Below are 26949 nucleotides of genomic sequence, written 5' to 3' on the forward strand. Positions count from 1 at the left end.
AGAAACGGAGAAACAATGCACAACTTCAAACTGTCCCTGCTGGGTTGTCTGCTTGGCATCACCAGCCCGCTGTTGCACGCCGCAACGACCACCCAGAGCATGATCAACCCACAATCAGGCGTCGTGGTCGGTTATTGGCATAACTGGTGCAACGGTGGTGGTTACAAAGGCGGTACAGCTCCCTGCGTCAATCTCGAACAGATCAATCCTCAGTACAATGTCGTTAACGTCTCCTTTATGAAGGTGTACGGCAATGAGGTATTACCGACGTTCAAGCTGGATCCGGGTATTGGTCTGAGCGAGAGTCAATTCATCGCTCAGATTGCCACGTTGAACAGTCAAGGACGCTCGGTACTCTTGGCACTGGGCGGTGCCGAGGCTCATATTGAACTGCATAAAGGTCAGGAGCAGGCCTTTGCCGATGAGATCATCCGACTGGTTGAGTTGTACGGCTTTGATGGTCTGGATATCGACCTCGAGCAAACCGCAATTACAGCGGCAGACAACCAGACTGTGATTCCGGCTGCCTTACGTCTCGTCAAGGACCACTATCGAGCCCAGGGCAAAAACTTCCTGATCACCATGGCCCCCGAATTTCCATATCTGACCAGCAATGGCTTATACACACCGTACTTGCGCGCACTGGAAGGGTACTACGACTGGATAAACCCGCAATTTTACAATCAGGGCGGCGATGGTATCTGGGTCGATGGCATTGGCTGGATAGCACAGAACAACGACACGCTCAAAGGCGACTTTATCTACTACATCGCCGACTCGCTGGTGAACGGCACCCGAGGTTTCTACAAGATCCCGTCAGACAAACTGGTATTTGGTATTCCGACCAACAATGATGCCGCAGCGACCGGTTATGTAAAAAATCCGCAGGATCTGTTCTCTGCTTTCAACAGACTGAAGGCACAGAGTCAGCCGCTGCGGGGAGTCATGACATGGTCTATCAACTGGGACATGGGGCGCGATGCGGCCGGGACCAGTTATGGGGAGTCATTCATCAAGAGTTACGGCCCCTTCATTCATGGACAGCAAATCACACCGCCTACCACAGATGGCAAACCGGTGTTTGCTGGTCTTGCCGACGTGCGTATCAAGCAAGGAACTGCCTTTGACCCTTTGTCAGGAGTAACAGCCTATGACAACGAAGATGGCGATCTGACTGCCAGTATCTCTGTCTCGGGCAGTGTGAATAACCAGCAAATCGGTCTCTATCCATTGACCTATGCCGTGGTGGATAGCGATGGCCATGTGACCGAGCAGTTACGCAGTGCTGAGGTCTATAGCATGACACCGGTGTTCAGCGGGATTTCTGACACAACCATCACTGTTGGCACGACCTTCGATGCGTTAGCCGGCATTACAGCCAAGGATGATGAAGATGGTGATTTGACCAGCCAGATCCAGGTTGTCGGTAGCGTTGATAGCCAGACTGTCGGCAGTTACACCTTGAGTTACCAGGTGATTGACAGTGCCGGTCAGCAGGTGACCCAAACTCGCAAAGTGACGGTACGCGAGGCTGGTGCTGTTTGCGATAACGTGTGGCAAGCCAAGCAGGTTTACGTTGGCGGTGATGTGGTGAACTACAACGGCAAACGCTGGCAAGCCGGTTGGTGGACCCAGGGTGAAGAGCCTGGCACCTCAGGACAATGGGGCGTCTGGCGTCAGCAGGGAGACAGCGACTGTGGCGGTGCGGTACAACCACCGGTCACTGGCGGCAGTGACTTTACCATCGGTGATATTGGCAGCAGCTATGTCGTGGCAAACGGACAGGTCAGCATCGATTTAACGGTTACGACCATGAACGCCGTACAAATCACTGCCCGCTTGCAACAAGGCAGCTCCGTTTTTGGCAGCGTTAGTGCACTGGTTGATGGAACCAGTCCATTGCAACTGGTCGCCAATGGGGTAAGCGCTGGCAATTACGAGCTGGTGATCACCGGGCTGGCCTCTGGGCAGGCACAGGTTGATCACAGTGTGGCAGTTACACTCACGGCTAGTAGTAGTGACTCGGGCAGTGGTAATTATCCCGCCTACGCGGCAAGCACCGCCTACAAGGCGGGTGATCGTGTCAGCAACGGCGGTACCAACTATGAGTGCAAGCCTTGGCCGTATACGGCCTGGTGTGGTGGAACCAGCACTTTCTATGCCCCTGGTACCGGCAGCGCCTGGAGCGATGCCTGGATCAAGCTATAAACCACGCGACACACGCAGGGATTAGATCATAAACCTTTTAGTTACAAGGAGTTAATTCCAAAACCTGCATGGTATAAGGATTTAATTACGAGGGAGGCATGATGCCTCCCTTTTTGCTATGCGCGTCGGGTCGAAATCTGGCAGGTTCTTATCAGCCAAATCCGCTCGACCTCGCTTCGCCTTCACCGTTCTTTCCCAGATCAATTACAACAAAATAAACACTTTGTTGATAATTCAACTTATTGTTGATAGTTTACCTTTATTCCGCCAGCGAGGTCCACCCATCAGCCGAGTCTTGTCACATGCCCAACACCCCTCCCCTGCCCGATACCGAACGTCTTGCCCTGAATGCCGAGCGGCAGCTGGTGTTCACTGTCTTGACCAGCGTGGTAAAGACCGTCGGCAGCATCGTCGGCAAGAATACCGAAGTGGTCTTACACGATCTGACCAACCCGGCTCACTCGGTGGTTGCGATCGCCAATGGTCATATCACGGGGCGCGTGGTCGGCAGCCCGGTGCTGGCAGGCCCCGGCCAGGATCTGGGCTTCAATGCTGTGGTCCAGACCCCGGAGCAAACCGCCAGCCCGGAGCCCGTGGTGCTGGAACATTATCAGACCCGACTTGCCTCGGGGGCGGTACTGCACAGCGCAACGGCTATCTATCGGGACAGTAGCGGCACCCCCTTTGCCGGGTTTTGCATCAATGCGGATCTCAGTGGTCTGCACGCGGCACGCGCCTGTCTCGATCAGCTGCTCGGCACCAGCAGCGTCACCGAGGTCAAGAGCATCGAGCAGCCGGATATGGAGTTACTGATGACCGAGATAATCCAGTCCGCACTCAACACCACCGCCTCCAGCAATCGCGCCATGAAGAAGCAAGCAAAGCTCGAAGCCGTACGCCAGATGCACGAACGTGGCATGTTCATCGTCAAAGGCGGGATTGAAAAGGCCGCCGCCGCCCTCGGCGTCAGCCGTTACACCATTTACAACTATCTGGATGAGATCAAGTCCATGCCGCCCACTCAGACGGCAGAGCGGTAATGACTGCGCTCGGCAGAGAACACCTTGATCACCGCCCCAGTAACCCAGCATGAGCCACAGCCGCATGAATCAGCCCATAACGAGTCCACTCAACACAAGCCACGCGATTGTCCGCTACCCGACTGAATTGCCCTTCCCGTTTGCCAAAGCGGTCGCGGCCAATGGTTTTTTGTTTCTCTCGGGCCAGGTTGCGATGGATGACAGTGGCAGCCCGCAGCATGGGGATGTCCCCACCCAGACCCGCCTGATCCTGAACAATCTGCAACGAACGCTGATCGCCTGCGGCGGAGCCTGGGAACAGGTGGTGAAAGTCACGGTCTGGCTTTCGGATATGGCCCATTTCGCCGCATTCAATCAGGAATATCAACGCCATTTCCCGGCAGGATTTCCGGCTCGCTCTGTGGTCAGTTGCCAGCTGGCGTTTGGACTGGACGTCGAGATTGAGCTGCAAGCCTGTACCCATCAATCATCCCCATCACCCCGGAGCCATGCCGATGCCTCTGCACATTGAAACCCCATATGTTGAATCTCGTGCCTTGAGTGAGCGCAGCGGACGCGCCATCTGGCTGAAATTCGAGTCCGCACAACCCTCCGGCTCCTTCAAGCTGCGCGGTATCGGCCATGCCTGCGAGACCTATTATGCGCGGGGTGCCCAGCGCTTTATTTCGTCCTCCGGCGGCAATGCAGGGCTTGCCGTGGCGTACGCCGGACGGCAACTGGACGTCCCGGTGATCGTGGTGGTGCCTGAAACCACTCCGGCGCGCGCCAGGGAGTTATTGCGCTTGGAGCAGGCCGCAGTGATCGTGCACGGCGCCTCCTGGCAGGAAGCCAATGCCTATGCCCAATCGCTACTGGCTGCGGGCGACGCGTTCCTGCATCCCTTTGATGATCCGCTGTTATGGCAGGGGCATGCCTCCATGATCGATGAAATGGCGCGTCACGGTCATAAACCCGATGCGATTGTGCTCTCGGTAGGCGGTGGCGGCTTACTCTGTGGGGTGGTAGAGGGCTTGCAGCGTAACGGCTGGCAAGATATCCCCGTGCTCGCCGTCGAGACCGAGGGCACCGCCTCGCTGCATGCCGCCCTACAGGCCGGTCATCCGGTGGAGCTGGCCGCGGTGCACGGTGTGGCCACCTCGTTGGGCGCACGACGGGTCTGTGATCAGGCGCTGACCTGGGCTCATTCCCATCCGATCCACGCCCTGCGGGTGTCGGATCCGGCGGCTCTGGGGGCTTGTGAACAGTTCCTTGCCGATCATCGTGTGCTGGTTGAGCCCGCCTGTGGAGCGGCCCTGTCGGTGGTGTACGATGGGCATCCCGTGCTGAATGCCTATTCGAAACTGGCCATCATCATCTGTGGCGGCGCCACCACCACGATCGATCAGATCCGCCAGTGGGCTGCGGCCTGTTAGCCGGTCGCTCCCGGTAGGCCCTCGCGGGCCCAGCGTCAGATGCCGAGTCCCGCCCCCTACAGCACAAGGCCCTGCAGCAATGCAGGGCCTTTGGGCTATGCGCGTCTGGTCGAAATCTGGCAGCATCTGGTCGGGCACACAGACGCGATGCATGGTCACAGGGTCGTTACTTAACCAGCGATACCATTTCCTCGGCAAATGCCCGGAATGTTCTGGCCGGGCGGCCCAAGACCGTTTCAACATCGTCAGTCACCTCGTCGTAGTGCCCTTCGGCAAACCAGTCGAGGATCTCGGCCAGTCGCTCTGCCAACCAGGTATCCATGCCGGCGGCGAGCATCGCCTGCTCCGCGACCGACCTGGAGACAGCCACATAGCGTATGCTTTTCCCCGCCAATTCGGAGAGGATCGCCGCCTGTTCGCTAAACGTCAGAGCTTCCGGACCTGACAGCTGGTAAGTCTTGTTGTCATGGCCGGGCTCGGTGAGTGCCGCGACCGCCACGGCAGCAACATCGCGGATGTCGACCACGCTCTGCCTGGCCTCACGCAACGGCAGGAAAAACTGCCCGGTGGCCTTGATCGATTCAACGCTGGCAAACAGATTTTGATAGAAGGAGTTAGGCTGCAGCAGCGTATAGGTCAGCCCGGAGGACAGCACCAGCCTGTCGGTTTGGGCATGGGTGCGAATGATCTCCGAGCCTGCCGTCTCGGCCGCCCCCATGCCGGATAACTTGACCAAGTGCGATGCGCCGCTGCGCTTCATCGCCTCGAGCACATTGCTGACCCATTGCCGGTTGTCCGGATGCGCCGCCATCGCCAGATAGACCGACGAAACGCCCTGCATGGCCTGCACCAGGCTGGCAACATCATAAAAATCACCCACACGGATCTGTGCAGGCGCCAGACCCAGCCGGCTCGCCGACTGCAGATTGCGCACCATGGCCAGGAACGAAGCACCTTTTGCCTGCAGTTGCTTTACCACTTCCGCGCCGGTATTACCGGTTGCCCCGAGAACAAGAATTGTCATAGCCCCACCTCTGTTTGTGTCCTTGTCTGGATACCTGGTGCTGACTATAGTTCATCCCATTGAGGCAATTAATCGCCATTAATGCATTTCATTATCCCAAATATGAGACAATCGCCACATGCATGAATTGAGTGGATTGCCGCTGTTTGCCAAGATCGTCGAGCTGAACAGTTTTGCTGAGGCCGCCCGTCAACTACAACTACCGGCGACCACCCTGAGCCGGAAGATTCAGCAACTGGAATCGGAACTAGGCGGCAAGTTACTCAATCGCACGACTCGCTCCCTCTCTCTGACCGAATTGGGCGAGCGGGTGTTACCAAAGGCATTGTTAATCCAGCAAACCGTGAAGGAGCTACAGGAAGAAGCCGAGCATATCTCGACCCAACCGACAGGCAAGTTGCACATCGCCGCGCCACGGGCCTTCAGTGTCAATATTCTCGCACCTTTGCTCAGTCAGTTCAGACAACAACACCCCGGTATCCGAATTGAACTGGATGCCAGCAACCGGTTCCAGGATCTGACCAAAGGCAGCCTCGACTTTGTATTCCGCATCGGTGAACTCGCGGACTCTTCACTGATCGCCCTGCCGCTGACACAGGTTGACTATGAGCTGGTCGCCAGCCCGCAGCTGTTGGCTCATCACGCAGATCCGCAAGGCCCCGCCCATCCAAGGGATCTGCAGCACTACCCAAGCATCCGCAACCATGTCGATGGTTTTATTCTGCCGTGGCATTTGCACAAGCAAGGTGAGGTGTATCAGCACCAGTCAGAGCCGGACCTGCTATCCGATGACTTGCAAGTGTCACTGATGTACGCACTCGACGGGGTCGGCATCGCCTATCTGCCCTATTCTCTGGTGTATCGACCGTTACAGGACGGCAGGCTGGTCACGTTGCTGGATGAGTGGCAACGCCATCATCCGACGGCCTACCTGATTTACCCGGACCGGGCCTATCTGCCACAAAAATCCAAGCTGTTTCTGCAGTTCATCAAGGCGCAACTCCCCCATTTCCAGCAGCGGTTAACCAAACCCGGACACAGATAGCGTCGGCAGCAACGGTCAGGATGCCTGAGAATGCTCGCCGCCGTCACAGCAAGACGTCAGGGACGCAGTGGCAGATTCACGTTGAACAGCCCGAACCGAGCTGGAGTGTGAGCCGCCAGTATTGATGAACGCCGGTTGCCACGGATTGAGCGTGTCAGACGATGGACGTCATGGTCGGGAGGTGCCCCATGGCGCGCAGGGCCAGTTTGCTCCGCCTTAACGCTTGCCATTCGTGGCAAGCTCATCGACCACGATGACGGAGTGACAACGCGGCAACAGGGTCACTATCCGCCCGATCAGGCAGCGTTCAATTCACGGCAGGAGATTGTCAAAACAGCGCAGGCGAATAACGGAAAGGAAAAGCAGCGAATGGGGAAATTAACCAGCGATCATCTCGGAGAAACGGCGAGCCTGACAACCATCGGGGTAGCGGCTATTTAACCAATTTTGCATGCCTTCAGTGGATAATAATCCGCTGATCTTTTGCCAAGTAACACGTTTTTTATTATTTGCGCTCGGACATGGGGTATAACAAATCCAGCGCTCGCTATCGGATGAAATATGTCTGGATACACAGAGTTCCTGTGTCAAATTTAAAAGCATAGAGATTCCTTGCATTATTATTGAGGGCCGGGACAGGCGTCGCCTATCCCGGCAATCCGTTAGAGAACGGATACGTTGGCCGCCTGCGGGCCCTTGGCGCCCTGCTCGACGGAGAAGGAGACACGGTCACCTTCGTTCAATGAGCGATAGCCGTCGCCAGTGATGGCGCGGAAGTGAACAAATACATCGGCACCGCCATTTTCTTGAGAAATGAAACCGAAGCCTTTTTCAGAGTTGAACCATTTAACGGTGCCAGTAGTTTTGGACATGTTTAAACCTACGAAATAAATATTAACATCACACAAGGTGATTATTTTGAAATAACAGGTGGGAGAACTCGAAACAATTTGTCACAGAGGGTGACTGAATTGATAGGGAGGGGCTACTACTTGTTACACTAACTTCATCAGAAGTGGTGCCAAGATACGTGGATTATTTATCGATCACAAGCACTATTTGCAAAATTGATTTTTACTCCCGCTAACCTGCCGATTTATATCGTTTTTTATTTCTTGCTGCCGAATACCGCCCCCGCCTCCGCAACAAGGCTCAGACTTTAGCCCGGGAACCAGGAGCAGGCCGTCGCCGAAGACCAGCGCCTCCTGGCCACCCGCGTCATGGACGCTTGCCAAACCGACCGACAGATGATAACTATTATCAACAAATGGAGGGTAACATCATGTCTGTCAAGAAACTGGTATTGATTCGCCACGGCGAAAGCATCTGGAATCAGGAAAATCGCTTCACTGGTTGGACCGACGTGCCACTGTCGGCAAAAGGCGTGCAAGAGGCCCATGCCGCCGGCCAACTACTGAAAGCCGAAGGTTTCCAGTTTGATTATGCCTACACCTCTGTCCTCAAACGCGCCATTTCCACGCTGTGGGCCGTGCTGGAAGAGACCGACCTGCAGTGGATACCGGTGGAAAAGGACTGGCGCCTGAACGAACGTCACTATGGCGCCTTGCAAGGGCTGAACAAGGCAGAAACCGCCGAGAAGTTCGGCGATGAGCAGGTAAAATTGTGGCGCCGCGGTTTTGCCATCACCCCACCGGCCCTGACGCCGGAGGATCCCCGGTTCCCAGGTCACGACAGCCGTTATGCCACGGTCCCAGCCTCACAATTACCCGCCACTGAAAGCCTGGCGATTACCATAGAGCGCGTCATTCCCTATTGGCTGGAAACCATACGCCCACGCGTCGAATCCGGAGAAAAGGTGATCATCGCCGCCCACGGCAACTCCTTGCGCGCACTGGTAAAGTACCTGGATGACATCAGTGAGGAAGCGATTCTGGAGCTGAATATTCCTACCGGGGTACCACTGGTATATGAGTTTGATGACCAGATGAAACCGGTTCGTCACTATTATTTGGGCAATGCCGATGAAATTGCAGCCAAGGCTGCCGCCGTCGCCAATCAGGGCAAGGCGAAATAACGCATTCGCTTTGCCGAGGCTGTATCAATAATGGCGCCGCATGGCGCCTTTATTATGTCTCTTGCCTGCGCGTCACAGGAAATAAAGACTCACACCACAGCACGGCTAATACGCTGCGCTGCTGTATTGACTGTTTTTTATACTCCATAGGCAAGCCGCTCAGTTTGTATATATGGTTAACAGAGGAGTTAGCAGGATGAAGCAGGCTCTTGAGAGCCTTAATTCGCCCCTTGAGCGATGGCGTTGACAATCATGTCCACAAGCGAATCCGAATTACTGCCCACCCGCGAACAGCTGCTGGAAATTATCCGGCTGCAAACCAATATTGCCCAGCTGGGGCTGGATTTGGGCGGCGTCATGGCGCTGGTCGTCGACCGCACCTTGACATTGACCGCAGCCGATGGCGCCGTGATTGAACTCGCCGAAAACAATTACATGGTCTATCGCGCTGCAGCCGGAATTGCAGCCAGGCAATTGGGGTTGCGACTGCCGATGGAGGCCAGCTTGTCCGGACAAAGCGTGCGCTCCGGGCAGATGATGATCTGTCATGACACTGAGTGTGATGCGCGTGTCGATCTTGACTCCTGTCAGCGAGTGGGTGTCCGTTCCATGCTGATATTACCCCTGCTGCATGTAAGCCTGTGCGTCGGTGTACTGAAGATCATGTCGCGGCAGCCGAATGCATTTAACCAGCATCACGCCAGCGTGTTGCAACTACTGACTGAAGTGCTCGGTGCCGAAATTTTCTTTGCCGCCAAGTACGCCACCCATGACCTGTTCTACCGAGCCACCCATGACGAGATGACCGGACTCGCCAACCGGGCACTGTTCCTCGAACGCCTGCATCATGCCGTCGCCCATACCCGGCGCCATGGTACGCCCCTGGGCGTATTAATGATCGATATGGATGGCCTCAAGGCGATCAACGACCACTATGGCCACCACGCAGGCGATCAGGCGATACAGGCTTTTGCTGGACGACTCAGGAGCATGCTGCGCGGAACCGATACTGTCGCCCGGCTTGGTGGCGATGAGTTTGCCGTACTGATGCAACCGATTGTCGATACAGCGACGCTGGTTCGCCATATCGAGCGGCTACAGACGCAAATGAACCACCCTTATCCTGAGCTGGCGTTTGCCATTGCCGGCAGTGTCGGTTTTGCGATGGCACCTCTGGATGGCATCGAGCCAGAGATCCTGCTGGAGAAAGCAGATCAGTCGATGTACCTCGTCAAACGCGAACGTAAACAGCAGCACTGAGCGACGCCCCTGCCCGCGGTTTGAAGCCGCAGGATCCAACGCGGCTGGGGAAACCCGCGCACACGGCCGGTCAAATAAGACACGAGCCGTGACCATGGAACCAACCGATGACGGCAGGCATGCCGCCATCGTGCCCCCTGAATAGGTTACAGCGTGCTGGTGGAAGACAAGCTGCCAGCATGTTTCCCCAAATGAACGGTGTTGCGCATCACCCGGCCAGTGCGGCCAGCAGGGTTTCAGCGGTCTGCTCCGAAGAGGCTGGATTCTGCCCGGTGATCAGCAGGCCATCACGCAGTACAAACGGCTGCCAATCCGGCCCCTTGCGATAATCACCGCCATTGGCTTGCAGCATCTCCTCGACCAGGAACGGCACCACATCGGTGAGCTGAACCGCTGCTTCTTCACTGTTGGAGAAGCCGGTCACCTGATGCCCTCGTACCAGCGGAGTACCATCGGCAGCGCGGGTATGGCGCAACACGCCGGGCGCATGGCAGACGGTCGCCACCGGTTTACCCGCCGCGATAGCCTGTTCAATCAGGGCGATGGAGTAACGATCCTCGGCCAGATCCCACAGTGGACCATGACCACCGGGATAGAAAACGGCATCGAACTCATCGATGCGGATGTCGGCCAGTTTGTGAGTGGCTGCCAGCAGTGCCGTGGCCTCCTCATCGCTACGGAAACGGTGGGTCGCCGCGGTCTGGAAGTCAGGCTCGTCGCTCTTGGGATCGAGCGGCGGCTGACCGCCGGCAGGCGAAGCCAGCGTGATGTCGCAACCGGCATCGCGGAACACATAATAGGGGGCCGCGAACTCTTCGAGCCAGAAACCGGTTTTCAGGCCAGTGTTACCCAACTGGTCATGGGAGGTGAGTACCATCAGGATACGGGACATAAGATATTCCTTGTCATTACAGCGAGATCGTTCAGAGATAGCGCAGCAACCGGTAGGGTTACCGCTCCGTGGTTAATCGGCCAGGTGCACGATGCACTTGCCAAAGTTTTCGCCCCGCAGTACGCCAATCAACGCCTGTGGTGCCGACTCAAAGCCGCTGATCCTATGTTCACGGAAGCGGATCTTGCCTGCGGCCACCCAGGGTCCCATCTGCTGCAGGAACTCCGGAAAGCGGTGGCCATAGTCATCAAAAATAATAAAACCCTGCATACGAATGCGCTGTTTGAGCAGCGTCGCAGCCAGGAGAGGCAAGCGATCCGGGCCGTCCGGAAGCGACGTCGCGTTGTAGTGGGCGATCAGACCGCACACCGGAACCCGCGCCTTGGTGTTCAGCAGCGGCAGCACGGCATCAAACACCTTGCCGCCGACATTTTCGAAATAGACATCGATACCCTGCGGACAGGCCTCCGCCAGGCGGGTCGCCAGATCCGGCGCCTTGTGATCGATACAGGCATCAAAGCCTAGCTCGTCGACCACATAGCGGCACTTCTCGGCGCCCCCGGCAATGCCGATCACCCGACAGCCCTGCAACTTGGCGATCTGACCAACCACGGCGCCGACTGCGCCACTGGCGGCCGCAACGACCACCGTCTCCCCGGCTTGCGGCTGACCGATGTCCAGTAACCCCATATATGCGGTGAAACCTGGCATGCCCAATACGCCCAGCGCCAACGACGGTTGTACCAGATCGCCCAAGCGGAACAGACCGTTGCCATCACTCAGCGCATACTCCTGCCAGCCGGTGTAGGCCATCACCAGTTCGCCAACCGCATAGTCAGGATGCTGCGAGGCGATAACCCGGCTCACAGCACCGCCGACCATCACCTCACCCAGCGCCACTGGCGGCGCATAGGATTTGGCGTCGCTCATCCGACCGCGCATGTAGGGGTCGATAGAGAGGTAGAGCGTCTGCAGCAACACTTGTCCGGCCTGAGGTTCTGGTACCGGTTGGCTATCGAGACGAAAATTCTCGGCAACCGGTTCACCGACCGGACGCGAAGCCAATACCCAACGACGATTGATCCCATTCATCTGTCTTCTCCCGAACCGGATATTAGACCGGTCGTCTAATTGTAGTGTAAAAAAAGGGCGGCCATGTTCACTGACCGCCGGGATAGCTAACTCAGTTCAGCTGTAACCACTCGCGGCTGCGCTGCAACACAGCACGGAAGGCGCTGTCATCTCGGCGCAACTTGGCCAGCAGGGATGCACCAAGCCAGGCCTCGTATAACCATTGCGCCAACTCGCCAGCCGGCGCCGGGTTGGCAATCGAACCATCCGCTTGACCTCGCGCGACCACATCGGCCAGGCGACCGAGGATCTGCTCGGTTCCGGAAAGCATGATGGCTCGCATCGCCTCGGAGAGATCCGCCACCTCAGCCGCCAGCTTGACGATCAGGCAGTAGTCGGCTGCATCCTCCCCCTGCTGGGTTTCGATCCAGCGCTGAAAGTAGGTCTGCAAACAGGCGCCACCACTGAGATCGGAACGCTCAAACAGCCCGTCAAGCCGTTGCAGATAGTGGCTAAAGTAAGCCTCCAGCAGCGCGATGCCAAACCCCTCTTTCGAAGCGAAATAGTGATAAAACGAGCCCTTGGGCACGCCGGCGGTGGTTAGCAATTCGGCCAACCCGACGCCAACAAAGCCCTTGCGTGCCACCAGACGGTGGCCGCAGTCGAGGATATGCTGGCGCGTATCGATGCGTTCTGTATTCATGATGTGCACTGTAAACCAAAATTAGACCGGTCGTCTAGTGCTTTCTGATCCGCAATGTGCAGTGAATATTCCGGCTGCGCATCTCAGTGCTGACGATGAAAGGCGGGCAGCAAATCCCGGTTCTCTTCAATCACATCGTCAAGCGCGCGCTCCAGCACTGTGCCGCTGCGCACCAGCGGATTGAGCACCAGAGCCCGCCAGGCGGTATGGCGATCGCCACTGATAGCCGCAGAAATCGTCAGTTGTTCAAAGCTCTTCATCAGTTGCAGCAGACGCAGCACATCTTCCGGGAACGGTGCCACGTTCAGCGGCAGCGGACCGGAACGGGTAATCAGTGCGCTGACCTCGACGGCACAGTCATCTGGCAGACCGGCGATCGTCCCCTGGTTGCGGGTGTTGACGTGCATGATGATGCGCTTGTCATTGTAAATCGCACTCATCAGCTCGCAGGCCGCTTCGGAATAGTACTGACCGCCCCGCCCTTCCAGCGCTTTTGGTTTCACCGCCAGATCCGGGTCGCGATAGATCTCGAACAGCTTCTGCTCCAGCGCCTTGACCACTTCACCGCGGGTCCCCTCGCCATTGGCTTCTCCAAGCTCCTGCTGCAGGATATCGTCGCTCATATAGTAGTAACGCAGGTAGGCGCAGGGGATCATGCCCAGCCCCGTGAGCAGGTGCTGCGGCCAGCGAAACGGCGGAATATTGCGCGGTACCAAGGGATCCGGCCCCTGAGTAATCTGCGCAATCACCTGCGGCAGACGATCCTCTCCCTGCTGCAGGATCTGGCGTACAAAGATGAAGTGGTTCAGCCCTGCCACCTGCATGACAAAATCCGACTCCCGTTGGCAACCCAGCAATTGGGCGACCCCCTTTTGCATGATCACCGGCACGTTGCACAGCCCGACCGCCTTGACGCGGCTATGACGCAACACCGCCTCGGTCACCATGCCGGACGGGTTGGTGAAATTCAGCAACCAGGCATCGGGACAGAGCTCCTCCATTTCGGCAGCGATCGCCAATGCGATGGGGATGGTACGACAGGCGTTGGCAAAACCGCCGAGGCCGTTGGTCTCCTGACCGATCAGACCGTGACGCAGCGAGATGCGCTCGTCACGAATACGCGCCTCGAGACACCCGGCACGAAATTGCGAACAGACAAAGTCGGCACCGAGCAGCGCTTCGCGACGATTGAGCGTCTCCAATACCGGCAGCGTTAAGCCAGCTCGGGCCAGCATGCGCCGGGTCAGGTCGGCGATGATCGCCATTTTCTCTCGCCCGTCCTCGATATCCACCAGCCACAGTTCACGCAACGGCAACTCGTGACGACGTTGTATCAGCCCCTCGATCAGTTCCGGCGTGTAGCTGGATCCCGCACCAATGATTGCAATCTTGAGCCCGGTCATGGTTTACCTCGATGATGTAATGGTTTCATCTAATTAAAGAGCGCACAGCGTTGCTCAACAAACGAAAAAAACCACTGCATGCATTAATCTGACTAATCCATGGCCACACATGTCTCATAACCGTCTGACACTACTTCACACCTTCGAGGTTGCAGCACGCCTGTTGAGCTTCACCCTGGCGGCCGCGGAGCTGCACCTGACCCAGGGCGCCGTGAGTCAGCGCATTCGCCAGTTGGAGAATCAACTGGGCTTTCGTCTGTTCCTGCGTCTGACTCGTCGCTTGGCGCTCACCGCAGAGGGTGAGCGGCTTCTGATTACGCTGACGCGCTCTTTGCGGCACATCGACAACGAGATTGAGGATATTCGCGATGGCGATCTGCGTGGCACCCTGACGCTGGGCATAGCACCGACGCTGGGACTGCAGTGGTTATTACCCCGCTTGCCGCGTTTCCAGCAACGTTGGCCCAGTCTGAACCTGATGTTGCGGGTACGCGCCGGCACCGTGGATTTCAATGAAGAGCGGGTGGATCTGGCGATCTATTACGGCGCCCCCCCTACCCCGGATCTGCACCGTGAACATCTGATGGATGAACAGTTACTCCCGCTGTGCAGCCCGGAATACGCGGCACGTTTGCAACTGGCGGATCATCCGGAGCGGCTTGCCGATGCCTGTTTTATCCATGCGTCGGAGTCATCCGATGTGCAGCACCTGTTTTCCGAGTGGCGCCAGTGGTGCGAGCAAACCGGCCATGCGCTGCCTGTTGAAGGTCGCTACTACGGCTTCAATCACTACCTGATGGCACTGCAAGCCGCCTGTAATGGCATGGGAGTGATAATGGGGCGCCAGCGGCTGGCCGAAGCGATGATCGCGCGCGGAGAGCTGGTTTGCCCGTATGGTCCGGCGATTCCTGCCGGCCGTGACTACAGCCTGATCTATCCTCGCGAGCAACAACAGCGGCCACGCCTCAGCGCCTTCACCACTTGGCTGAAATCCGCTGTGCAAGAGACAACGAACGACAGCCCAGACACGATCAAGACAGGAGGACCCGATGACAGCCAAGCGCAGTGAATGGCAACGTATGCTGGCCGGAGAAGAGTATGACGCCGCCGATCCCGCCCTGAGTGCAGCACGACGACGTTGTCGCCAGCTCTATCAGACGCTGAACAGTGGCTATGGTGAGGCTGACGCCTTGTTGTCCGAGTTGCTGGGCAGCCGTGGCCAGCAGTGCAGTATTCATCCCCCGTTCTTTTGCGACTATGGTTGCCATATCCATGTTGGCGAGAATTTTTACGCCAACGTCGGTTGTACGCTGATTGATGTCTGTGAAATTCGTATTGGCGATAACGTCCTGCTAGGCCCCAACGTCCAGATCTACACGGCCGGACATCCGATTGCCGTTGCACCGCGGATTGCCGGGCAGGAGTTTGGCAAACCGGTACGCATCGGCAACAACGTCTGGATAGGCGGTAGCGCTATCCTCTGTCCGGGAGTGACGATTGGCGATCACAGTGTCATTGGTGCCGGCAGCGTGGTGACTCGCGACATTCCGGCGGGCGTGGTGGCCGCAGGCAATCCGTGCCGGGTGCTGCGTACCATGACCGCTGCAGAATTGGCTGACGTCACCGGATCTTCGTCAACGACCTGCGCACAAGATTGAACTACCCTGAAGAAAAGGCCTTGCAGCAGCGGAGGAGACCATGTGGAGCCGGCTCAGGCGAAGCATCAATGGGCATCTATGGCTGCTTGGCCTGTGGCTCCTCTGTGCATCCGATGTGCAGGCCCGACAGGCGCTGTTCGCCGCCATGTATGACGCTCCCCCCTTCATCATGGCGCGCAGCACTGTTACTTCCGAATCCGACGCCGAGGGGATCGACTGGGAGCTATTGCAAGAGTTGGCGTCGCGCAGCGGCATCGATATCTACCCGCTACGCTATCCGCTAGGCCGGGCTCTGAAGGATGTTGGCTCCGGAAAGATGGATATCATCACCGGCCTGACGTTGCAAATGGCCAACCAGTACCAATTGGGACACCTTGAGCAACCCTACTATCAATGCCATGTTCGCTTCTATGCGACGGCAGCGCTGGCACCGAAGATTCACCGTTACCAAGACCTGAGCGGCAAGATTATTGGCCATGTGCGTGGCGCAGACTATTTTCACACCTTCGATCAGGACAGGAGCTTGCGCAAGAGTGCCGTCAACCATCTGCATCAACTGCCGGGCAAGCTGTTACGACAATATAATCAGCTCATCATCGCCCAGGATTGCCAGATGGACTACCTGTTGGCCAAGTTGGGGCTGCAACAGCGGATCCAGCCGACCCGCTATGATCCCGGCATCCCCGTTTCGCTGTATGTCGGCTATTCGCGTCAGACGCTGTCTGCCAGTACGGTATCACGCTTGAATCAGGCCTTGCGCGACATGCTGGCGGAAGGATGGTTGCAGCAGGTGGCCGACAGCTACATTCATCCGCTGAGTTCACCCGTCACGCCGGCGCTTCCCTGAACAGGCTCTAAACCGATGCCCGGTCCCCGCCACGCCAGTTGGCACTCTGCCGTACGAAGGCTTATCCTTACCTCATCAGCACAAAAAACAGCCAATCCGATGGGAGGAGGTCATTATGGTAATTGGAGGCCCGTCTTCGCTGACCAGCGCCAGCTTTGGCATCACGACGCTGCCGGCCAAGCCTGCCCCGACGCCTGAGCAGCAAAACCAACTGCAAGATGCGGCTCAGAATGCCCAGACGAGCAGACAAGGCGAGCAGGCCGCTCAACAGACTGCCGTCCGTACCGCCGTTGTGGGTGTTGTGGAAACAGAAAACCGGAATGACGCTATCGAGGCTTACGTCAATAGCAGCAATGGCTCTGATGGCAACAACGTCGAATTGGCGAGTCCTTCATCCGGCCGCATGATGGAGCTGTATCAGCAGCAACAGCGCGCCGATCTCGTGCAGAATATGCAAAAAAACGCCAATAGCCCTTTGCAGCAGAAGATGGATGAGATGACGGGGCTCGGCTCCGTCTCGGGCAACTATGTCTCGACTAAAGTCTGAACATGATTCACCTGACGACACCTCCCTCTCGGAGGTGTCTTTTTAACTGCCGCCTTGTAACCGACCGCACACTCAATTCAATACTGAGATGACAAAATAGAGTTTCATATGCCACCTTGGTGTGAAGTCTATGGAGGGAATAACACGATGAAGCAGCTCCTGAGCTGGGCATTGCTGGCGGCCTTGTATCCGTCACTGCTGCTGGCGGCTGAGAACGAAGGACGCCAACCACTACGCTGGCAAATTACCCCGTATCTGGGTTATGGCAGCGAAATTCAGTTCGACGGTCAGGACGATTCTGGCAACGCCTCCGCCGACGCCGGCAGTCTGTTTGGGCTGAGTATCGGCAAGGAGACGGCCGATCCGGGCCTGATCGAGGTGCTCTTCAGTCACCAGAAGAGCACGCTGTCTCCCAGCCAGGGAACAGACCTGAACATCAGTTATCTGCACTTTGCCGGCGCATTGATTTTCGAAAACAGCCTGCGCCCCTATGTCGGAGCAGGCATAGGCCTGAGCCATTTCAGTGCCTACGACAGCACGACACGCCCATCACTGGCGCTGGCTCTCGGTCTGCAGCCACGCCTTGGCGAACATCTGGCGCTGCGCGCCGAAATCAGGGGCTATGGCACCTTTATCAGTGACAACAGCAGCTTCATCTGCGATCCCAAGCTCTGTAATCTCTACCTGCAGGGCGACATGGTGACGCAGGCGCAGGCCAACCTTGGCCTGACATTCCGTTTCTGACCCGCCAACCGGTTTGCGATATGAAAAAGCCCCTGAACGGGGCTTTTTCTGACGCTGAAATCCAGGTCGACTCAATGATCGAGATACAGGTAGTGCATCCAGCCCGTCATGCGTAACAGCACCTTGCGCATCACGGCAACATGAGCGAAATGGTCGGTATAGATGGCGACCTGTGCTGCGACCCCATCCGGCAGGTCATACTCATCGATAGCGGGATCCAGCTCTATCTCGGCCAGAATGCCATTACGCCGATCAAAGCTGATGGTTTGCAGTTGTGTTTGCGCCTGATAGACCCCTTCAGGAATAGCGGGCAAAACCTGCTTCACCTTACCGTGGAACACGGTTCCCGGAATACCGGTAAATACCACTTCCGCCTCATCACCCGCTTTCACCCGCAGTAACGAATTCTGCCGAAACGACGCCATCACACTCCGCCCCTGCTTGGGAATGAAAAACATCGCCGGACGGAACGGCATGCTGTTGACAAAACTGCCCTTGCTCAGCAGAACCTGGGTCACATAGCCATCGGTCAATGCTTTGACCTCAGTTTGCTGCAAGTTGTACTGTGCCTCGCGCAACTGCGCTTTGAGGCTGACGACCGAGGCATTTTCCCCATTGACGATGGCATTCAGCTGACTCTCGATTTGCTGTTGCTGCGCCAATGCGGCACTCAGACGGGCCTCCTGGGCCAGATAGGCTTGCTTGGCATTCGTTGCTTCTTGCTCGGTGAACGGATTCACCGTCTTGTTGGACGCCTTTTGATAACGCGCTAAATCTTTCATTGCCCGGTCACGCTCGGCTCGGGCCTGGGCCACCTGCGCCTTACTGGCATCGAGCTGATCCCGTTGTGCCGCCACCGCTTGAGTCGCGGTGATCAGATCGGCCTGGAGTCGATCTACGCGCGCCTGATAAATGGTTGGATCAATGCGAAACAGTACCTCACCAGCCTTCAGCGGTTGGTTTGGCGTTACCGGTACTTCACTGACGACACCCGATACCTGCGCGATGATCGGAACACCGATGACGGCCTTCTGGGCCACATAGGTATAGGGGTGGTTGTAATTCATGGTCAGCACCAGGCCGGCGACAATAAAAACCCCGCCCAGGACGGCCGTAGGCACAGTCCACTTGTTGACTGGAATCTTGAAAATCTTAAAACAGCCATAAGCAAAGGCTGCATAGGTCATGATAATCAGCAAATCCATCTGCTTACTCTCCCTTGCCTGATGTGGGCTCAACCTGGGTTTCGGCAGGCAAGGATGTCAAACGCGACTCCAGTTCCAGCAGGCGTTTTTCCATCTCCTCGAGTCGCCCATGATCCTGGCGGATCTGATTAGCCATTCCCCAACCACGATCTTCACGGTACAGGGTGGCCCAAATCCAGAGGAACGGCCAGATGACATGGAGCGTAAACAGACTGATCCAACCGGCAATATGGATGGCATCCTGATGCGGATGGTTGCGTTTGACCGCTATATCGTAGGGGATGTCATGTATGATGATGACACCATAAAAACAGACTAGCAGGACGACCAACAGGACGCCCAGAGCAAAGTAATCCAGAAACATGTCCTCACACTCCTTGTAACAACACTCTATGGAAGCTTAACAAAGTCTTGAGAATCCATTGCCGCCACAACGCCTGGATATGAAATGCATCACACCCGAAGCAGCGCTGAAAACTCCATTATTTGCCAGCCCGAAACCGGATCTGACGCGCGAGAAAACGATAGGCCTCATCGCTGAGGCTATCGGCAAAAATCCACAGGGTATGACGCGATTCGCCCTGTAAATCCAGCCAGAGGAATCCTGCCGCAATCCGGGAACCACTCCCCAGGGAAAAACGCTGTTGTTGCCAGTAGAGGGTCTCTCCCGACCACTCCAGCGCGAAATAACGCTGCCTCGCCTGCCATACAGCCCAACACAGGCTAAGGCCCCAGGCGGCACAAAATGCATACCAGACGCCACCATGCAACCAGAGCGACAGCAACAGCAACAACAACAGATGGCCCCCCAGCAGAATCTGTTGATGCCGCAGTGATGGACTAACTTGCAGTACGCGTCTGATGGCTGTCACGAATCACCTCAATCAAGGCCCTAAACTCCGGTTGCTCCGGTACCTCGCCGCGCATCAGCCAACGGAACAGCTGCAAATCCGACTGCTCGAGCAGACGGACAAACGCCTCCTGCTGGCCGGGGAGCAATCGCGACCATTGCTGTTCCAAAAACGGCATCAGGATGACATCCAGCTCCAGCATGCCCCGCCGGCACTGCCAACGCAGCCACTCCTGTTCACGCATTGCTTTCTCCAACCGAATCCCATCGTTAACACCGATGCTATCAGCAGGAGATGGCGGCTGACAAACGACACGTTGATCATTAACATTCAGCTCACATTGTTGGTCGATATGAAGAAAAACATGAACGCCATACCATTGAGTCTGCCCACTGCCCCGTCTCGATATCTCCTGAACCGGATGGGCGTCATTCGCCTGACCGGAGAGGATCGCGTCAAGTACCTGCACAGCCAGGTCACCTGTGATGTGCAAGCGTTACAGGCCGGTCAACACACCCTGGCAGGACATTGTGATCCGAAGGGCAAACTATGGAATCTGTTCCGTCTGGTGGTCGAACCAACATCGCTGCTGATGCTTTCGCCGCGCGAGCTGTTTGCCAAGGCATTACCGGAGCTGAAAAAGTACGCAGTGTTTTCCAAGGTTGGGATTGAAGACGCCAGTGATGAACTTCCGCTGTTTGGCGTGGCAGGTCAGGGCGCCGATGCCTGGATACAGGCACAAGGGCTGCATGCAGCCGCCGTCGATGGTGCGCCGTATGCCATTCAGCTGGCGCCAGATCGCTGGTTGTTGCTGGGGCATCCCGCTGCAGTTGACACACTCCCCGCCGAGCCGGAGCTGGACTGGTGGGGACAAGAAATTCTGGCCGGTCTCCCTACAATGAGCGCGCTGCATCAGGGCGAATATATTCCGCAAATGCTTAACCTGCAGGCGCTCAATGGCATCAGTTTCCGCAAAGGCTGTTATACGGGACAGGAAACGGTTGCCCGCGCCAAGTACCGTGGAGCCAATAATCGCCGCCTCTTCATTTTGCAGGGGCACGTCAGCGCCACACTGACGCCCGGTGACACGTTGGAATGGCAATTGGGCGAGCACTGGAAGCGCGTCGGCATAGTGCTGGATTGCTGGCAGCAACAGCAACAGGTATTGCTGAGCGCCGTATTGCCGCAGGATCTTGACGCCGATGCCTGCCTGCGCATTAAAGGCGACGAGGGCAGCCATCTGCATGGCTTGCCATTGCCATACGCGCTGAGCGATGAATAAACAGCGGGCCTGCCGGCCCACTGTTTAGCGCATGACCAGCACATCCCCTTTGTGCTGTAACAGCGCATGCAAGTGGTAGCCAGAGGTCCAGTGTTCGTCCTCCTGGTCCTCTGAACCGACGATCAGCAGTGCGTCACGCGACTGCTTCATGTGCTGTGATAACAGACTCGCGGCATCACCGGACAGCACTTCCCAGCGCGGCAAAGGCCCCGCAAGATGAGCCATCCAGTCAGCTAACTGATGTTCTGCCCGTGACTTGCGCGACTCCAGCCAATGCTGGGACTCCTGCTCCAGTTCGATAGCCAGCTGCGCCTCTGCCACCGGCTCCAGGACATGGATCACGGTCAATGCCGCCTCCAGCCAGTTGGCAAATGTCGCGGCGCGATGGAGCCGCGTCTGACCGGACGGATGCAATGTCAGCGCCAGCGTAAAATGCAGTGGTGCCGACCAGAACGGCGAATCATCATCGAGTATCAAGACGTCATAGCGCGTGGAGGGCGGCAACCGTTCGGCCAGCGAAGTACGCCAATGCGCCAGCAAGCCGTTGGCTTGCCGGTGTCCAAGAATGAGCAGATCGGGTTGTAACTCGCGCAACGCGAAATGTATCTGCTCCATGACCTCGCCAGCCTCTACCTGATAACGGCGAATATGGCACGGCAACGCGCTGGTGATACGCGTCAAATAATCCAGGCTGTGGCGTTTGAGATGCCACAATTCACTCTCGGTGACCGCTTTTTCATCCGCCACCGGGATAACACTCAACAGCGTCAACTCGGCATTCATGCGGTGCGCAAGCTTCGCCGCCCGCTGAATCAGATGGCTGGCCTCATGTTGCAGATCCACTGCCAAAAGCAGTTGCTGGTATCGCATATCCCCTCCAGCACACAGTTTTCTCCCCTTTGAGGCTAGGAATAGTTGTCTGATTCTGCCAGTGCGCTAAAAATAAACGACGAGTCTCAAATGCAGCATTGCACCGGCTCGGTCGTCAGCTTAACTTGAAAGGACAGGCTTTCTAATAAGGACGTTGCTATGCCAAGAGTGATGCTGCTGCTCTGTCTGCTGATCGCGCTACCGGCCGCAGCGCTGGAGCCGGTCACCGTTCAGCTCAAGTGGACGCATCAATTTCAGTTCGCCGGTTACTATATGGCGTTGCACAAAGGCTTTTACCGTCAGGCCGGACTGGATGTCACCCTGTTGGCCAACGGTTACAACGGGCATTTTGTGTCGCCGGTTGAAGCCGTACTCAACGCAGAAGCGGACTATGGCATCAGCAACTCCGGGCTGGTTCGCGACTACGCAGAGGGAAAACCGCTAGTGGCCCTGGCGGCCACCTTGCAGCACTCCGCCGTTTCCTGGCTGGTACTGGAACGACCGGACATCCAGAACCTGCATGACCTGGTCGGTAAAAAGCTGATGACCGTGTTCCCGCTGAGCGAGAGCGTCGAGCTGCTCGCCCCCTTTGAGGCCGAGGGCATCAACCTGAATCAGCTGCATTTGGTTCCCACTCAATTTGATCTCGGGCCGCTGCTACGCGGGGAGGTCGATGCCTTCGATGCCTATGTCACCAATGAACCTTTTCTGTTGCAGCAAAAAGGCATCCCTTACCGCCTGATCGATCCGCGCACCTATGGTATCGACTTTTATGGCGATATTCTGTTCACCTCGCAACGTGAAATGATGCTACACCCGGAGCGGGTGCGCGCCTTTCGCCAAGCCAGCCTGCAAGGCTGGCGCTATGCAATGGACCATGTGGATGAAACCATCGCGGTAATTCTGCGTCACTACACCACTGACCGCACCCCGGAACAGCTCAGGTTCGAGGCCAATGCGATGCGGCGTCTGATGCAACCGGATCTCATCGACATTGGTCACATGAACCCCGGTCGCTGGCAGCGGATTGCCGAACTGCAACTGGGGGAGTCCTACGCGGACAAACTGCAGCTGCAAAATTTTTTGTACAGTGAAACGGAACAGCAGGGGCGCATTACCGGCTTTTTGCATCTGCTGATCGCCGTCTCCCTGCTCGCCATCCTCTTGATGCTGGCGGTGATGTGGTTCTATCGCCTGAATCGACGCCTGAAAACCGAGATTGCCGCGCGCAAACTGGCGGAAAGCCAGTTGTTGAATCTCAGCATGACGGATCCCCTGACCGGATTGCACAATCTGCGTTATCTGCAACAACATCTGCAAGAAACCTTCGAGCACTTTCATCGATATCGGCGCCCCTTCAGTCTGTTGATGATGGACATCGATTTCTTCAAGCGCATCAATGATGAATGGGGCCATGCGGCCGGAGACGAAGTCCTGCGACAACTGGGCAGCCGCTTGCAAACCCATCTGCGACAGTGTGATGTGTTGGCCAGAATCGGCGGCGAGGAGTTTGTTTTGCTGCTGCTCGAGTGTCGGCAGGAAGAGGCTTGCCGGCGAGCCGAAACACTCAGGATGCAGATTTGCAGCGAGCCGTTCACCATCACCAGCAAGACGACGTTAACGCTGACCGTCAGCCTCGGCGTAACGGAAGTTGACCTGAAAGATCAGGAGATCTGCGACATCATGGCCCGGGCCGATGAGGCGCTCTACCGGGCCAAATCACTGGGTCGAAACCGGGTTGAGTGTTATCGTATTCACGAGAGTTGATCACCCCATCCTGACCATGCCACTGCTATTGCTGCTTTTTTTGCTGCTACCACCGCCCAGTCATGCCGAGCCGGTGCCCCCTGCCACCCCGCTGCGTTTTGCCGCCTGCGTCATCAAGGTGGAAAACCGGCTGTTGCAGGTGCAGGATCGACTATCCGGGCGCTATGCCCTCCCCGGTGGCTACATTGAAGCGGGAGAGACGCCGGAACAGGCCGCCTTGCGCGAGTTATACGAAGAGACGGGACTGCATGCCAGCGCCGTGCAGCGCCTAGTACCAGACTATGTTGGCGGCGCGTTTTTTGCCTGCCAGACACAAAGCCCGCTGCGCTGGATCTCGGCCAGTGGTGATGTCGATATTCTCGCTGCGCCACATCTGGGCCGTGAAATCATTCGCGCCCGCCTGCTCGATCCTGAACAACTGCCGGAAGACAGCCGTCAGCGATTTAGCGATCAACTACCCCGTCTGCAACCGGAGCTGGCGCATATCGCCATCAGCCAGGCCGAAGACGTCACCGATTTTCGCGATCATGCCCATGATTGGCAACGCTGGGAACTGTACTGGCTTGAGCGATGGCATGGCTGGAGTGGCCACTGGCCGGGATGGATCTTCAGCAACCTGTTCGGCAGCCTGCCCTTCTGGCTGTGTTGCGTACCACTCTGGCGCTGGCGATTTGGCAACGAGGGGGCACGCCAGATGCTGACTGGCGGCGCTGTGTTACTTTTTCTGGTCGAGCTGGCCAAAGCGGCGTTCGCACAGCCCCGACCATTTCATTTCATTCCGGAGCTGGCCGGACAGTTTCCCGCCGGTTATGGCATGCCTAGCGGTCACACGGCCCAGGCCTTGTTCTTTTGCCTGTTGCTCGGTCAGCAGGCCAAGTGGCCTATGTATTGGCGTGGGTTGTTTGCTGCGGCCGCCACACTGACCGTTGCCATGGGTCGTACCGCCAGCGGCGCACATTTTTTCAGTGATACGCTGGCGGGAATGGCACTGGCCTTATCTGCGCTGACGCTGCTGCCGCAGATCCAGAATCGGAATCGCCCGGCCACATGTTGGCTGTTGGCCTCGCTCGTCGGAGCCGCAGCCTGGCATTATCAGTCACAACCGCTGCTCTGCCTGTTCGGCGCCTGCTGCGGCGGCGCATTGGCCGGCATTTTGCCGAAAAAATCAGCACGGCAGGGGATGTCATGCCCGCCGGCGTGGATAACCACTGGCAGCGCGTTGCTTATCATCCTGTCCTGCCTGGTGTTGCAGCACCTGCTGGCGAAAGTCGGCTTGGGATCGGTCACCCTGCTCGCCTGCCAGACACTGCTCTGGTCAGGTCTGGCAGGCTACTTATGGTGGAGTGTCTCTGGCGGGGCAAAGCCCGCTCATCGCGCCTAGTGCTGGGTGGCGACTGCGGCCGAGGCTGCATCGGACAAGGTTTGAGTCGAGTTGGAAACGCCCTGTTCAACCTGGCTGGCGACAGCTTGGCTCGCTTGTTGCTGCAGTTGCAGCAGTGGCTGCATCTGACTCGGCCAGGTCAAGCCCGCCGCACTGCTAGCGTTGGCAACGGCCGTGCTGCCAGCGGCCAGCGGTTCACTGAAAATCTGTTGTTTACCTTGTTGCTGCAACAGGATCGCCATCTGATTACTCTGCGAGTTCCAGACAAAACCAGCCTTATCGGCTAATGGTTGTGTCAACGCATTGTTCGACAACACGTAGAACAATGGTCCCTCCTGCTGAATCTCATCAGCCGTTTTCAACAACGACACCGCAGTACCGTAATGTTCACCCAGCAGAGGCTGCATTCGATCCTTGATCAGCGGCTGTTCAAACAGGTTCACCTCGTTAGGGTCAAGGCCGACCATGGGCTTGATCAATGCCCACAGCAACTGACTCTGCGCACCGGCAATCAGCGGGGCTATGCAAGCAGTCAACATCAGGCTGCAACACAAAACGAGCGCAACTTTTACAACACGCATGACAAATTTCCTCTGGCTTCAAGGCGATATGCCTCTTTGTCGCGCGACATCATATCCTTTCCCGTCATGAACTCCGAATCAGAATGTGAAATCAGCGAGGCGATCACAACTTGACCGAAGCTAGTCAAATGAAACCATGTCAAAATGGCCGCCCGCATTGATAGCGGCAGCGGGCCAATGGGGCCCCGCGATACATTACGGAGCAAACGATGATCATAAGAACAGGGTGGCAACGCACACGTTGCCTGGTGCTGGGCTTGGCCCTGACGTTACCCGTGCAAGCGGAAGAGCCCGATGCCATGGCTGCGGCACAAGCCGAATATGAAGCCGCAAACATCGCCGCCATGCAGGCTGCCGTTGCCGGCCCAACAGATATTACCATCAACGATCAGGCCCACCTGCAATTGCCGGAAGGCATGGCCTTTATACCCAAGCAGCAGACACAGCGCCTGCTGCAGGCCATTGACGGCCAGGGTGACAGCGCGGTCGAAGGCACCATCATCCCGCAGAGCGAGGACGAAAACTGGATGTTGCTGGTCAGCTACGAGAAGACAGGTTTCATTCGTGATGACGATGCCAAGGAGTGGGATCCGGACGGTATGCTCGACAGTCTCAAAGAGGGTACCGAAGCCGCCAACGAAGAGCGTCGTCAACGCGGTATTCCGGAACTGGAAGTCCTGGGCTGGGCAGAGGTTCCCGCCTACGACTCGGCACAACACCAGCTTCGCTGGTCTGCCTCGGCTCGACAGAAGGGCAGCGTCGACAGCAACTACACCATCAACTACAAGACGTTGGCCCTCGGACGCGAAGGCTATATTGGCATGAACCTGATCACGGACATGGAGAACGTCGATCGCCTCAAGCCACTGGCTTCGCAACTGATCAACGGCATTGCCTACAACGACGGCAAACATTACAGCGATTTCAGCGAAGAGACCGATCAGGTGGCAGAATATGGTCTGGCCGCACTGGTGGCTGGCGTTGCCGCCAAGAAACTGGGGTTCTTTGCGCTGGCGGCGGCCTTCTTTGCCAAATTTGCCAAGGTTATCTTCATCGCCGTGGCTGCTGGCGGCGCGACTTTGGGTAAACTGTTCCGACGCAAATAACCAAGACAGGAATCCCT

Annotated in this window: 28 protein-coding genes; 16 read left to right on the forward strand and 12 right to left on the reverse strand. The window is 57.0% G+C overall.

Going from position 1 to position 26949, the window contains the following annotated elements; translation table 11 throughout:
- The first annotated feature begins 15 nt into the window (after positions 1-15).
- The 4 genes from ACFOSS_RS07165 to ACFOSS_RS07180 all read left to right on the forward strand — a co-directional run bounded on the left by ACFOSS_RS07165 (position 16) and on the right by ACFOSS_RS07180 (position 4660).
- Positions 16-2208, forward strand: a complete 2193-nt coding sequence (locus ACFOSS_RS07165) for an immunoglobulin-like domain-containing protein (RefSeq protein ID WP_377151503.1) — start codon at positions 16-18, stop codon at positions 2206-2208.
- Positions 2209-2510: 302 nt separating this feature from the next.
- The gene (locus tag ACFOSS_RS07170) at positions 2511-3248 is read left to right on the forward strand and encodes a helix-turn-helix transcriptional regulator (protein ID WP_377151504.1); all 738 of its coding nucleotides are present in this window, start codon (positions 2511-2513) and stop codon (positions 3246-3248) included.
- A 64-nt stretch (positions 3249-3312) separates the two neighbouring features.
- Positions 3313-3759 (forward strand): RidA family protein, encoded by a 447-nt coding sequence (locus tag ACFOSS_RS07175; RefSeq protein ID WP_377151505.1) that lies wholly within the window; start codon positions 3313-3315, stop codon positions 3757-3759.
- Positions 3743-4660: a pyridoxal-phosphate dependent enzyme gene (locus ACFOSS_RS07180; protein ID WP_377151506.1), complete on the forward strand. Its 918-nt coding sequence runs from the start codon at positions 3743-3745 to the stop codon at positions 4658-4660. The genes ACFOSS_RS07175 and ACFOSS_RS07180 overlap by 17 nt, the downstream gene beginning before the upstream one ends.
- Before the next feature lie 166 nt (positions 4661-4826).
- Here ACFOSS_RS07180 and ACFOSS_RS07185 read toward each other — a convergent pair whose 3' ends face one another.
- The gene (locus ACFOSS_RS07185; RefSeq protein WP_377151508.1) at positions 4827-5684 is read right to left on the reverse strand and encodes an SDR family oxidoreductase; all 858 of its coding nucleotides are present in this window, start codon (positions 5682-5684) and stop codon (positions 4827-4829) included.
- A 118-nt stretch (positions 5685-5802) separates the two neighbouring features.
- Between ACFOSS_RS07185 and ACFOSS_RS07190 the strand changes: the two genes are divergently transcribed.
- A complete protein-coding gene (locus tag ACFOSS_RS07190; protein ID WP_377151509.1) occupies positions 5803-6729 on the forward strand; it encodes a LysR family transcriptional regulator in 927 nt (308 codons plus the stop codon).
- Positions 6730-7391: 662 nt separating this feature from the next.
- Here the strand turns inward: ACFOSS_RS07190 and cspE are convergent.
- Positions 7392-7601, reverse strand: a complete 210-nt coding sequence (cspE, locus tag ACFOSS_RS07195; RefSeq protein ID WP_377151510.1) for a transcription antiterminator/RNA stability regulator CspE — start codon at positions 7599-7601, stop codon at positions 7392-7394.
- Positions 7602-8011: 410 nt separating this feature from the next.
- Between cspE and gpmA the strand changes: the two genes are divergently transcribed.
- Positions 8012-8764 carry a 2,3-diphosphoglycerate-dependent phosphoglycerate mutase gene (gpmA, locus tag ACFOSS_RS07200; protein ID WP_377151511.1) on the forward strand — a complete coding sequence of 251 codons (753 nt, stop codon included), beginning with the start codon at positions 8012-8014 and terminating at the stop codon, positions 8762-8764.
- A 252-nt stretch (positions 8765-9016) separates the two neighbouring features.
- Entirely contained in the window at positions 9017-10024 is a 1008-nt protein-coding gene (locus tag ACFOSS_RS07205; protein WP_377151512.1) for a diguanylate cyclase domain-containing protein, read from the forward strand.
- 208 nt (positions 10025-10232) lie between these two features.
- On the opposite strand, the gene ACFOSS_RS07210 is transcribed toward ACFOSS_RS07205, so the two are convergent.
- From ACFOSS_RS07210 to ACFOSS_RS07225, 4 genes are all read right to left on the reverse strand, one after another.
- Entirely contained in the window at positions 10233-10916 is a 684-nt protein-coding gene (locus tag ACFOSS_RS07210) for a type 1 glutamine amidotransferase domain-containing protein (protein ID WP_377151513.1), read from the reverse strand.
- A gap of 72 nt (positions 10917-10988) precedes the next feature.
- Positions 10989-12008, reverse strand: coding sequence for an NADP-dependent oxidoreductase (locus ACFOSS_RS07215; RefSeq protein ID WP_377151514.1), 1020 nt, complete (start codon positions 12006-12008; stop codon positions 10989-10991).
- Between the two features lie 91 nt (positions 12009-12099).
- Positions 12100-12690, reverse strand: a complete 591-nt coding sequence (locus ACFOSS_RS07220) for a TetR/AcrR family transcriptional regulator (RefSeq protein ID WP_377151515.1) — start codon at positions 12688-12690, stop codon at positions 12100-12102.
- A gap of 83 nt (positions 12691-12773) precedes the next feature.
- Positions 12774-14093, reverse strand: a complete 1320-nt coding sequence (locus ACFOSS_RS07225) for a 6-phospho-beta-glucosidase (protein WP_377151516.1) — start codon at positions 14091-14093, stop codon at positions 12774-12776.
- 109 nt (positions 14094-14202) lie between these two features.
- On the opposite strand from ACFOSS_RS07225, the gene ACFOSS_RS07230 reads away from it, so the two are divergent.
- The 5 genes from ACFOSS_RS07230 (at position 14203) to ACFOSS_RS07250 (ending at position 17889) form a co-directional block, all read left to right on the forward strand.
- Entirely contained in the window at positions 14203-15162 is a 960-nt protein-coding gene (locus ACFOSS_RS07230) for a LysR substrate-binding domain-containing protein (protein WP_377151518.1), read from the forward strand.
- Entirely contained in the window at positions 15143-15751 is a 609-nt protein-coding gene (locus ACFOSS_RS07235; protein WP_377151520.1) for a sugar O-acetyltransferase, read from the forward strand. Before ACFOSS_RS07230 ends, ACFOSS_RS07235 begins: the two co-directional genes overlap by 20 nt.
- A gap of 40 nt (positions 15752-15791) precedes the next feature.
- A complete protein-coding gene (locus tag ACFOSS_RS07240; RefSeq protein WP_377151521.1) occupies positions 15792-16598 on the forward strand; it encodes a substrate-binding periplasmic protein in 807 nt (268 codons plus the stop codon).
- A 115-nt stretch (positions 16599-16713) separates the two neighbouring features.
- The gene (locus tag ACFOSS_RS07245; protein WP_377151522.1) at positions 16714-17145 is read left to right on the forward strand and encodes a hypothetical protein; all 432 of its coding nucleotides are present in this window, start codon (positions 16714-16716) and stop codon (positions 17143-17145) included.
- Positions 17146-17292: 147 nt separating this feature from the next.
- Positions 17293-17889 (forward strand): outer membrane beta-barrel protein, encoded by a 597-nt coding sequence (locus tag ACFOSS_RS07250; RefSeq protein ID WP_377151523.1) that lies wholly within the window; start codon positions 17293-17295, stop codon positions 17887-17889.
- Between the two features lie 71 nt (positions 17890-17960).
- On the opposite strand, the gene ACFOSS_RS07255 is transcribed toward ACFOSS_RS07250, so the two are convergent.
- The 4 genes from ACFOSS_RS07255 to ACFOSS_RS07270 form a co-directional block, all read right to left on the reverse strand.
- The gene (locus ACFOSS_RS07255; protein WP_377151524.1) at positions 17961-19094 is read right to left on the reverse strand and encodes an HlyD family secretion protein; all 1134 of its coding nucleotides are present in this window, start codon (positions 19092-19094) and stop codon (positions 17961-17963) included.
- A 4-nt stretch (positions 19095-19098) separates the two neighbouring features.
- On the reverse strand, positions 19099-19458 hold the full coding sequence (locus tag ACFOSS_RS07260) for a DUF3302 domain-containing protein (protein ID WP_377151525.1): 360 nt from the start codon (positions 19456-19458) through the stop codon (positions 19099-19101).
- A 118-nt stretch (positions 19459-19576) separates the two neighbouring features.
- Complete coding sequence (locus ACFOSS_RS07265) at positions 19577-19966, reverse strand: protein YgfX (RefSeq protein WP_377151527.1); 390 nt, start codon at positions 19964-19966, stop codon at positions 19577-19579.
- Positions 19935-20189, reverse strand: coding sequence for an FAD assembly factor SdhE (locus ACFOSS_RS07270; RefSeq protein ID WP_377151530.1), 255 nt, complete (start codon positions 20187-20189; stop codon positions 19935-19937). The genes ACFOSS_RS07265 and ACFOSS_RS07270 overlap by 32 nt, the downstream gene beginning before the upstream one ends.
- Before the next feature lie 120 nt (positions 20190-20309).
- On the opposite strand from ACFOSS_RS07270, the gene ygfZ reads away from it, so the two are divergent.
- Positions 20310-21227 carry a tRNA-modifying protein YgfZ gene (gene ygfZ, locus ACFOSS_RS07275; protein ID WP_377151531.1) on the forward strand — a complete coding sequence of 306 codons (918 nt, stop codon included), beginning with the start codon at positions 20310-20312 and terminating at the stop codon, positions 21225-21227.
- Between the two features lie 24 nt (positions 21228-21251).
- Here ygfZ and ACFOSS_RS07280 read toward each other — a convergent pair whose 3' ends face one another.
- The gene (locus tag ACFOSS_RS07280) at positions 21252-22097 is read right to left on the reverse strand and encodes a universal stress protein (protein ID WP_377151532.1); all 846 of its coding nucleotides are present in this window, start codon (positions 22095-22097) and stop codon (positions 21252-21254) included.
- Between the two features lie 159 nt (positions 22098-22256).
- On the opposite strand from ACFOSS_RS07280, the gene ACFOSS_RS07285 reads away from it, so the two are divergent.
- Together ACFOSS_RS07285 and ACFOSS_RS07290 are read left to right on the forward strand one after the other, a co-directional pair.
- Positions 22257-23864, forward strand: coding sequence for a diguanylate cyclase (locus tag ACFOSS_RS07285; RefSeq protein ID WP_377151533.1), 1608 nt, complete (start codon positions 22257-22259; stop codon positions 23862-23864).
- Complete coding sequence (locus ACFOSS_RS07290; RefSeq protein ID WP_377151534.1) at positions 23836-25245, forward strand: phosphatase PAP2 family protein; 1410 nt, start codon at positions 23836-23838, stop codon at positions 25243-25245. The genes ACFOSS_RS07285 and ACFOSS_RS07290 overlap by 29 nt, the downstream gene beginning before the upstream one ends.
- Here ACFOSS_RS07290 and ACFOSS_RS07295 read toward each other — a convergent pair.
- Positions 25242-25826, reverse strand: coding sequence for a hypothetical protein (locus ACFOSS_RS07295; RefSeq protein ID WP_377151535.1), 585 nt, complete (start codon positions 25824-25826; stop codon positions 25242-25244). The two genes, ACFOSS_RS07290 and ACFOSS_RS07295, sit on opposite strands and share 4 nt — an antisense overlap.
- Before the next feature lie 209 nt (positions 25827-26035).
- Here ACFOSS_RS07295 and ACFOSS_RS07300 point away from each other — a divergent pair, with 209 nt between their 5' ends.
- Complete coding sequence (locus ACFOSS_RS07300) at positions 26036-26932, forward strand: DUF2167 domain-containing protein (protein WP_377151536.1); 897 nt, start codon at positions 26036-26038, stop codon at positions 26930-26932.
- Positions 26933-26949 lie beyond the last annotated feature (17 nt).

Source organism: Pseudaeromonas sharmana (genome assembly GCF_042649925.1).
Classification (GTDB): domain Bacteria; phylum Pseudomonadota; class Gammaproteobacteria; order Enterobacterales; family Aeromonadaceae; genus Pseudaeromonas; species Pseudaeromonas sharmana.

What these genes read in the sequence shown, in the direction of transcription:
- ACFOSS_RS07285 (WP_377151533.1), top strand. Translation starts at nt 22,257, where the DNA reads ATGCCAAGAGTGATGCTGCTGCTCTGTCTGCTGATCGCGCTACCGGCC.
- ACFOSS_RS07190 (WP_377151509.1), top strand. Translation starts at nt 5,803, where the DNA reads ATGCATGAATTGAGTGGATTGCCGCTGTTTGCCAAGATCGTCGAGCTG.
- ACFOSS_RS07255 (WP_377151524.1), bottom strand. Translation starts at nt 19,094, where the DNA reads ATGGATTTGCTGATTATCATGACCTATGCAGCCTTTGCTTATGGCTGT.
- ACFOSS_RS07215 (WP_377151514.1), bottom strand. Translation starts at nt 12,008, where the DNA reads ATGAATGGGATCAATCGTCGTTGGGTATTGGCTTCGCGTCCGGTCGGT.
- ACFOSS_RS07245 (WP_377151522.1), top strand. Translation starts at nt 16,714, where the DNA reads ATGGTAATTGGAGGCCCGTCTTCGCTGACCAGCGCCAGCTTTGGCATC.
- ACFOSS_RS07225 (WP_377151516.1), bottom strand. Translation starts at nt 14,093, where the DNA reads ATGACCGGGCTCAAGATTGCAATCATTGGTGCGGGATCCAGCTACACG.
- ACFOSS_RS07175 (WP_377151505.1), top strand. Translation starts at nt 3,313, where the DNA reads ATGAATCAGCCCATAACGAGTCCACTCAACACAAGCCACGCGATTGTC.
- ACFOSS_RS07180 (WP_377151506.1), top strand. Translation starts at nt 3,743, where the DNA reads ATGCCTCTGCACATTGAAACCCCATATGTTGAATCTCGTGCCTTGAGT.
- ACFOSS_RS07165 (WP_377151503.1), top strand. Translation starts at nt 16, where the DNA reads ATGCACAACTTCAAACTGTCCCTGCTGGGTTGTCTGCTTGGCATCACC.
- gpmA (WP_377151511.1), top strand. Translation starts at nt 8,012, where the DNA reads ATGTCTGTCAAGAAACTGGTATTGATTCGCCACGGCGAAAGCATCTGG.
- ACFOSS_RS07295 (WP_377151535.1), bottom strand. Translation starts at nt 25,826, where the DNA reads ATGCGTGTTGTAAAAGTTGCGCTCGTTTTGTGTTGCAGCCTGATGTTG.
- ACFOSS_RS07240 (WP_377151521.1), top strand. Translation starts at nt 15,792, where the DNA reads ATGTGGAGCCGGCTCAGGCGAAGCATCAATGGGCATCTATGGCTGCTT.
- ACFOSS_RS07170 (WP_377151504.1), top strand. Translation starts at nt 2,511, where the DNA reads ATGCCCAACACCCCTCCCCTGCCCGATACCGAACGTCTTGCCCTGAAT.
- ACFOSS_RS07230 (WP_377151518.1), top strand. Translation starts at nt 14,203, where the DNA reads ATGTCTCATAACCGTCTGACACTACTTCACACCTTCGAGGTTGCAGCA.
- ACFOSS_RS07280 (WP_377151532.1), bottom strand. Translation starts at nt 22,097, where the DNA reads ATGCGATACCAGCAACTGCTTTTGGCAGTGGATCTGCAACATGAGGCC.
- ACFOSS_RS07300 (WP_377151536.1), top strand. Translation starts at nt 26,036, where the DNA reads ATGATCATAAGAACAGGGTGGCAACGCACACGTTGCCTGGTGCTGGGC.
- ACFOSS_RS07185 (WP_377151508.1), bottom strand. Translation starts at nt 5,684, where the DNA reads ATGACAATTCTTGTTCTCGGGGCAACCGGTAATACCGGCGCGGAAGTG.
- ACFOSS_RS07260 (WP_377151525.1), bottom strand. Translation starts at nt 19,458, where the DNA reads ATGTTTCTGGATTACTTTGCTCTGGGCGTCCTGTTGGTCGTCCTGCTA.
- ACFOSS_RS07270 (WP_377151530.1), bottom strand. Translation starts at nt 20,189, where the DNA reads ATGCGTGAACAGGAGTGGCTGCGTTGGCAGTGCCGGCGGGGCATGCTG.
- cspE (WP_377151510.1), bottom strand. Translation starts at nt 7,601, where the DNA reads ATGTCCAAAACTACTGGCACCGTTAAATGGTTCAACTCTGAAAAAGGC.
- ygfZ (WP_377151531.1), top strand. Translation starts at nt 20,310, where the DNA reads ATGAACGCCATACCATTGAGTCTGCCCACTGCCCCGTCTCGATATCTC.
- ACFOSS_RS07210 (WP_377151513.1), bottom strand. Translation starts at nt 10,916, where the DNA reads ATGTCCCGTATCCTGATGGTACTCACCTCCCATGACCAGTTGGGTAAC.
- ACFOSS_RS07205 (WP_377151512.1), top strand. Translation starts at nt 9,017, where the DNA reads ATGTCCACAAGCGAATCCGAATTACTGCCCACCCGCGAACAGCTGCTG.
- ACFOSS_RS07250 (WP_377151523.1), top strand. Translation starts at nt 17,293, where the DNA reads ATGAAGCAGCTCCTGAGCTGGGCATTGCTGGCGGCCTTGTATCCGTCA.
- ACFOSS_RS07220 (WP_377151515.1), bottom strand. Translation starts at nt 12,690, where the DNA reads ATGAATACAGAACGCATCGATACGCGCCAGCATATCCTCGACTGCGGC.
- ACFOSS_RS07235 (WP_377151520.1), top strand. Translation starts at nt 15,143, where the DNA reads ATGACAGCCAAGCGCAGTGAATGGCAACGTATGCTGGCCGGAGAAGAG.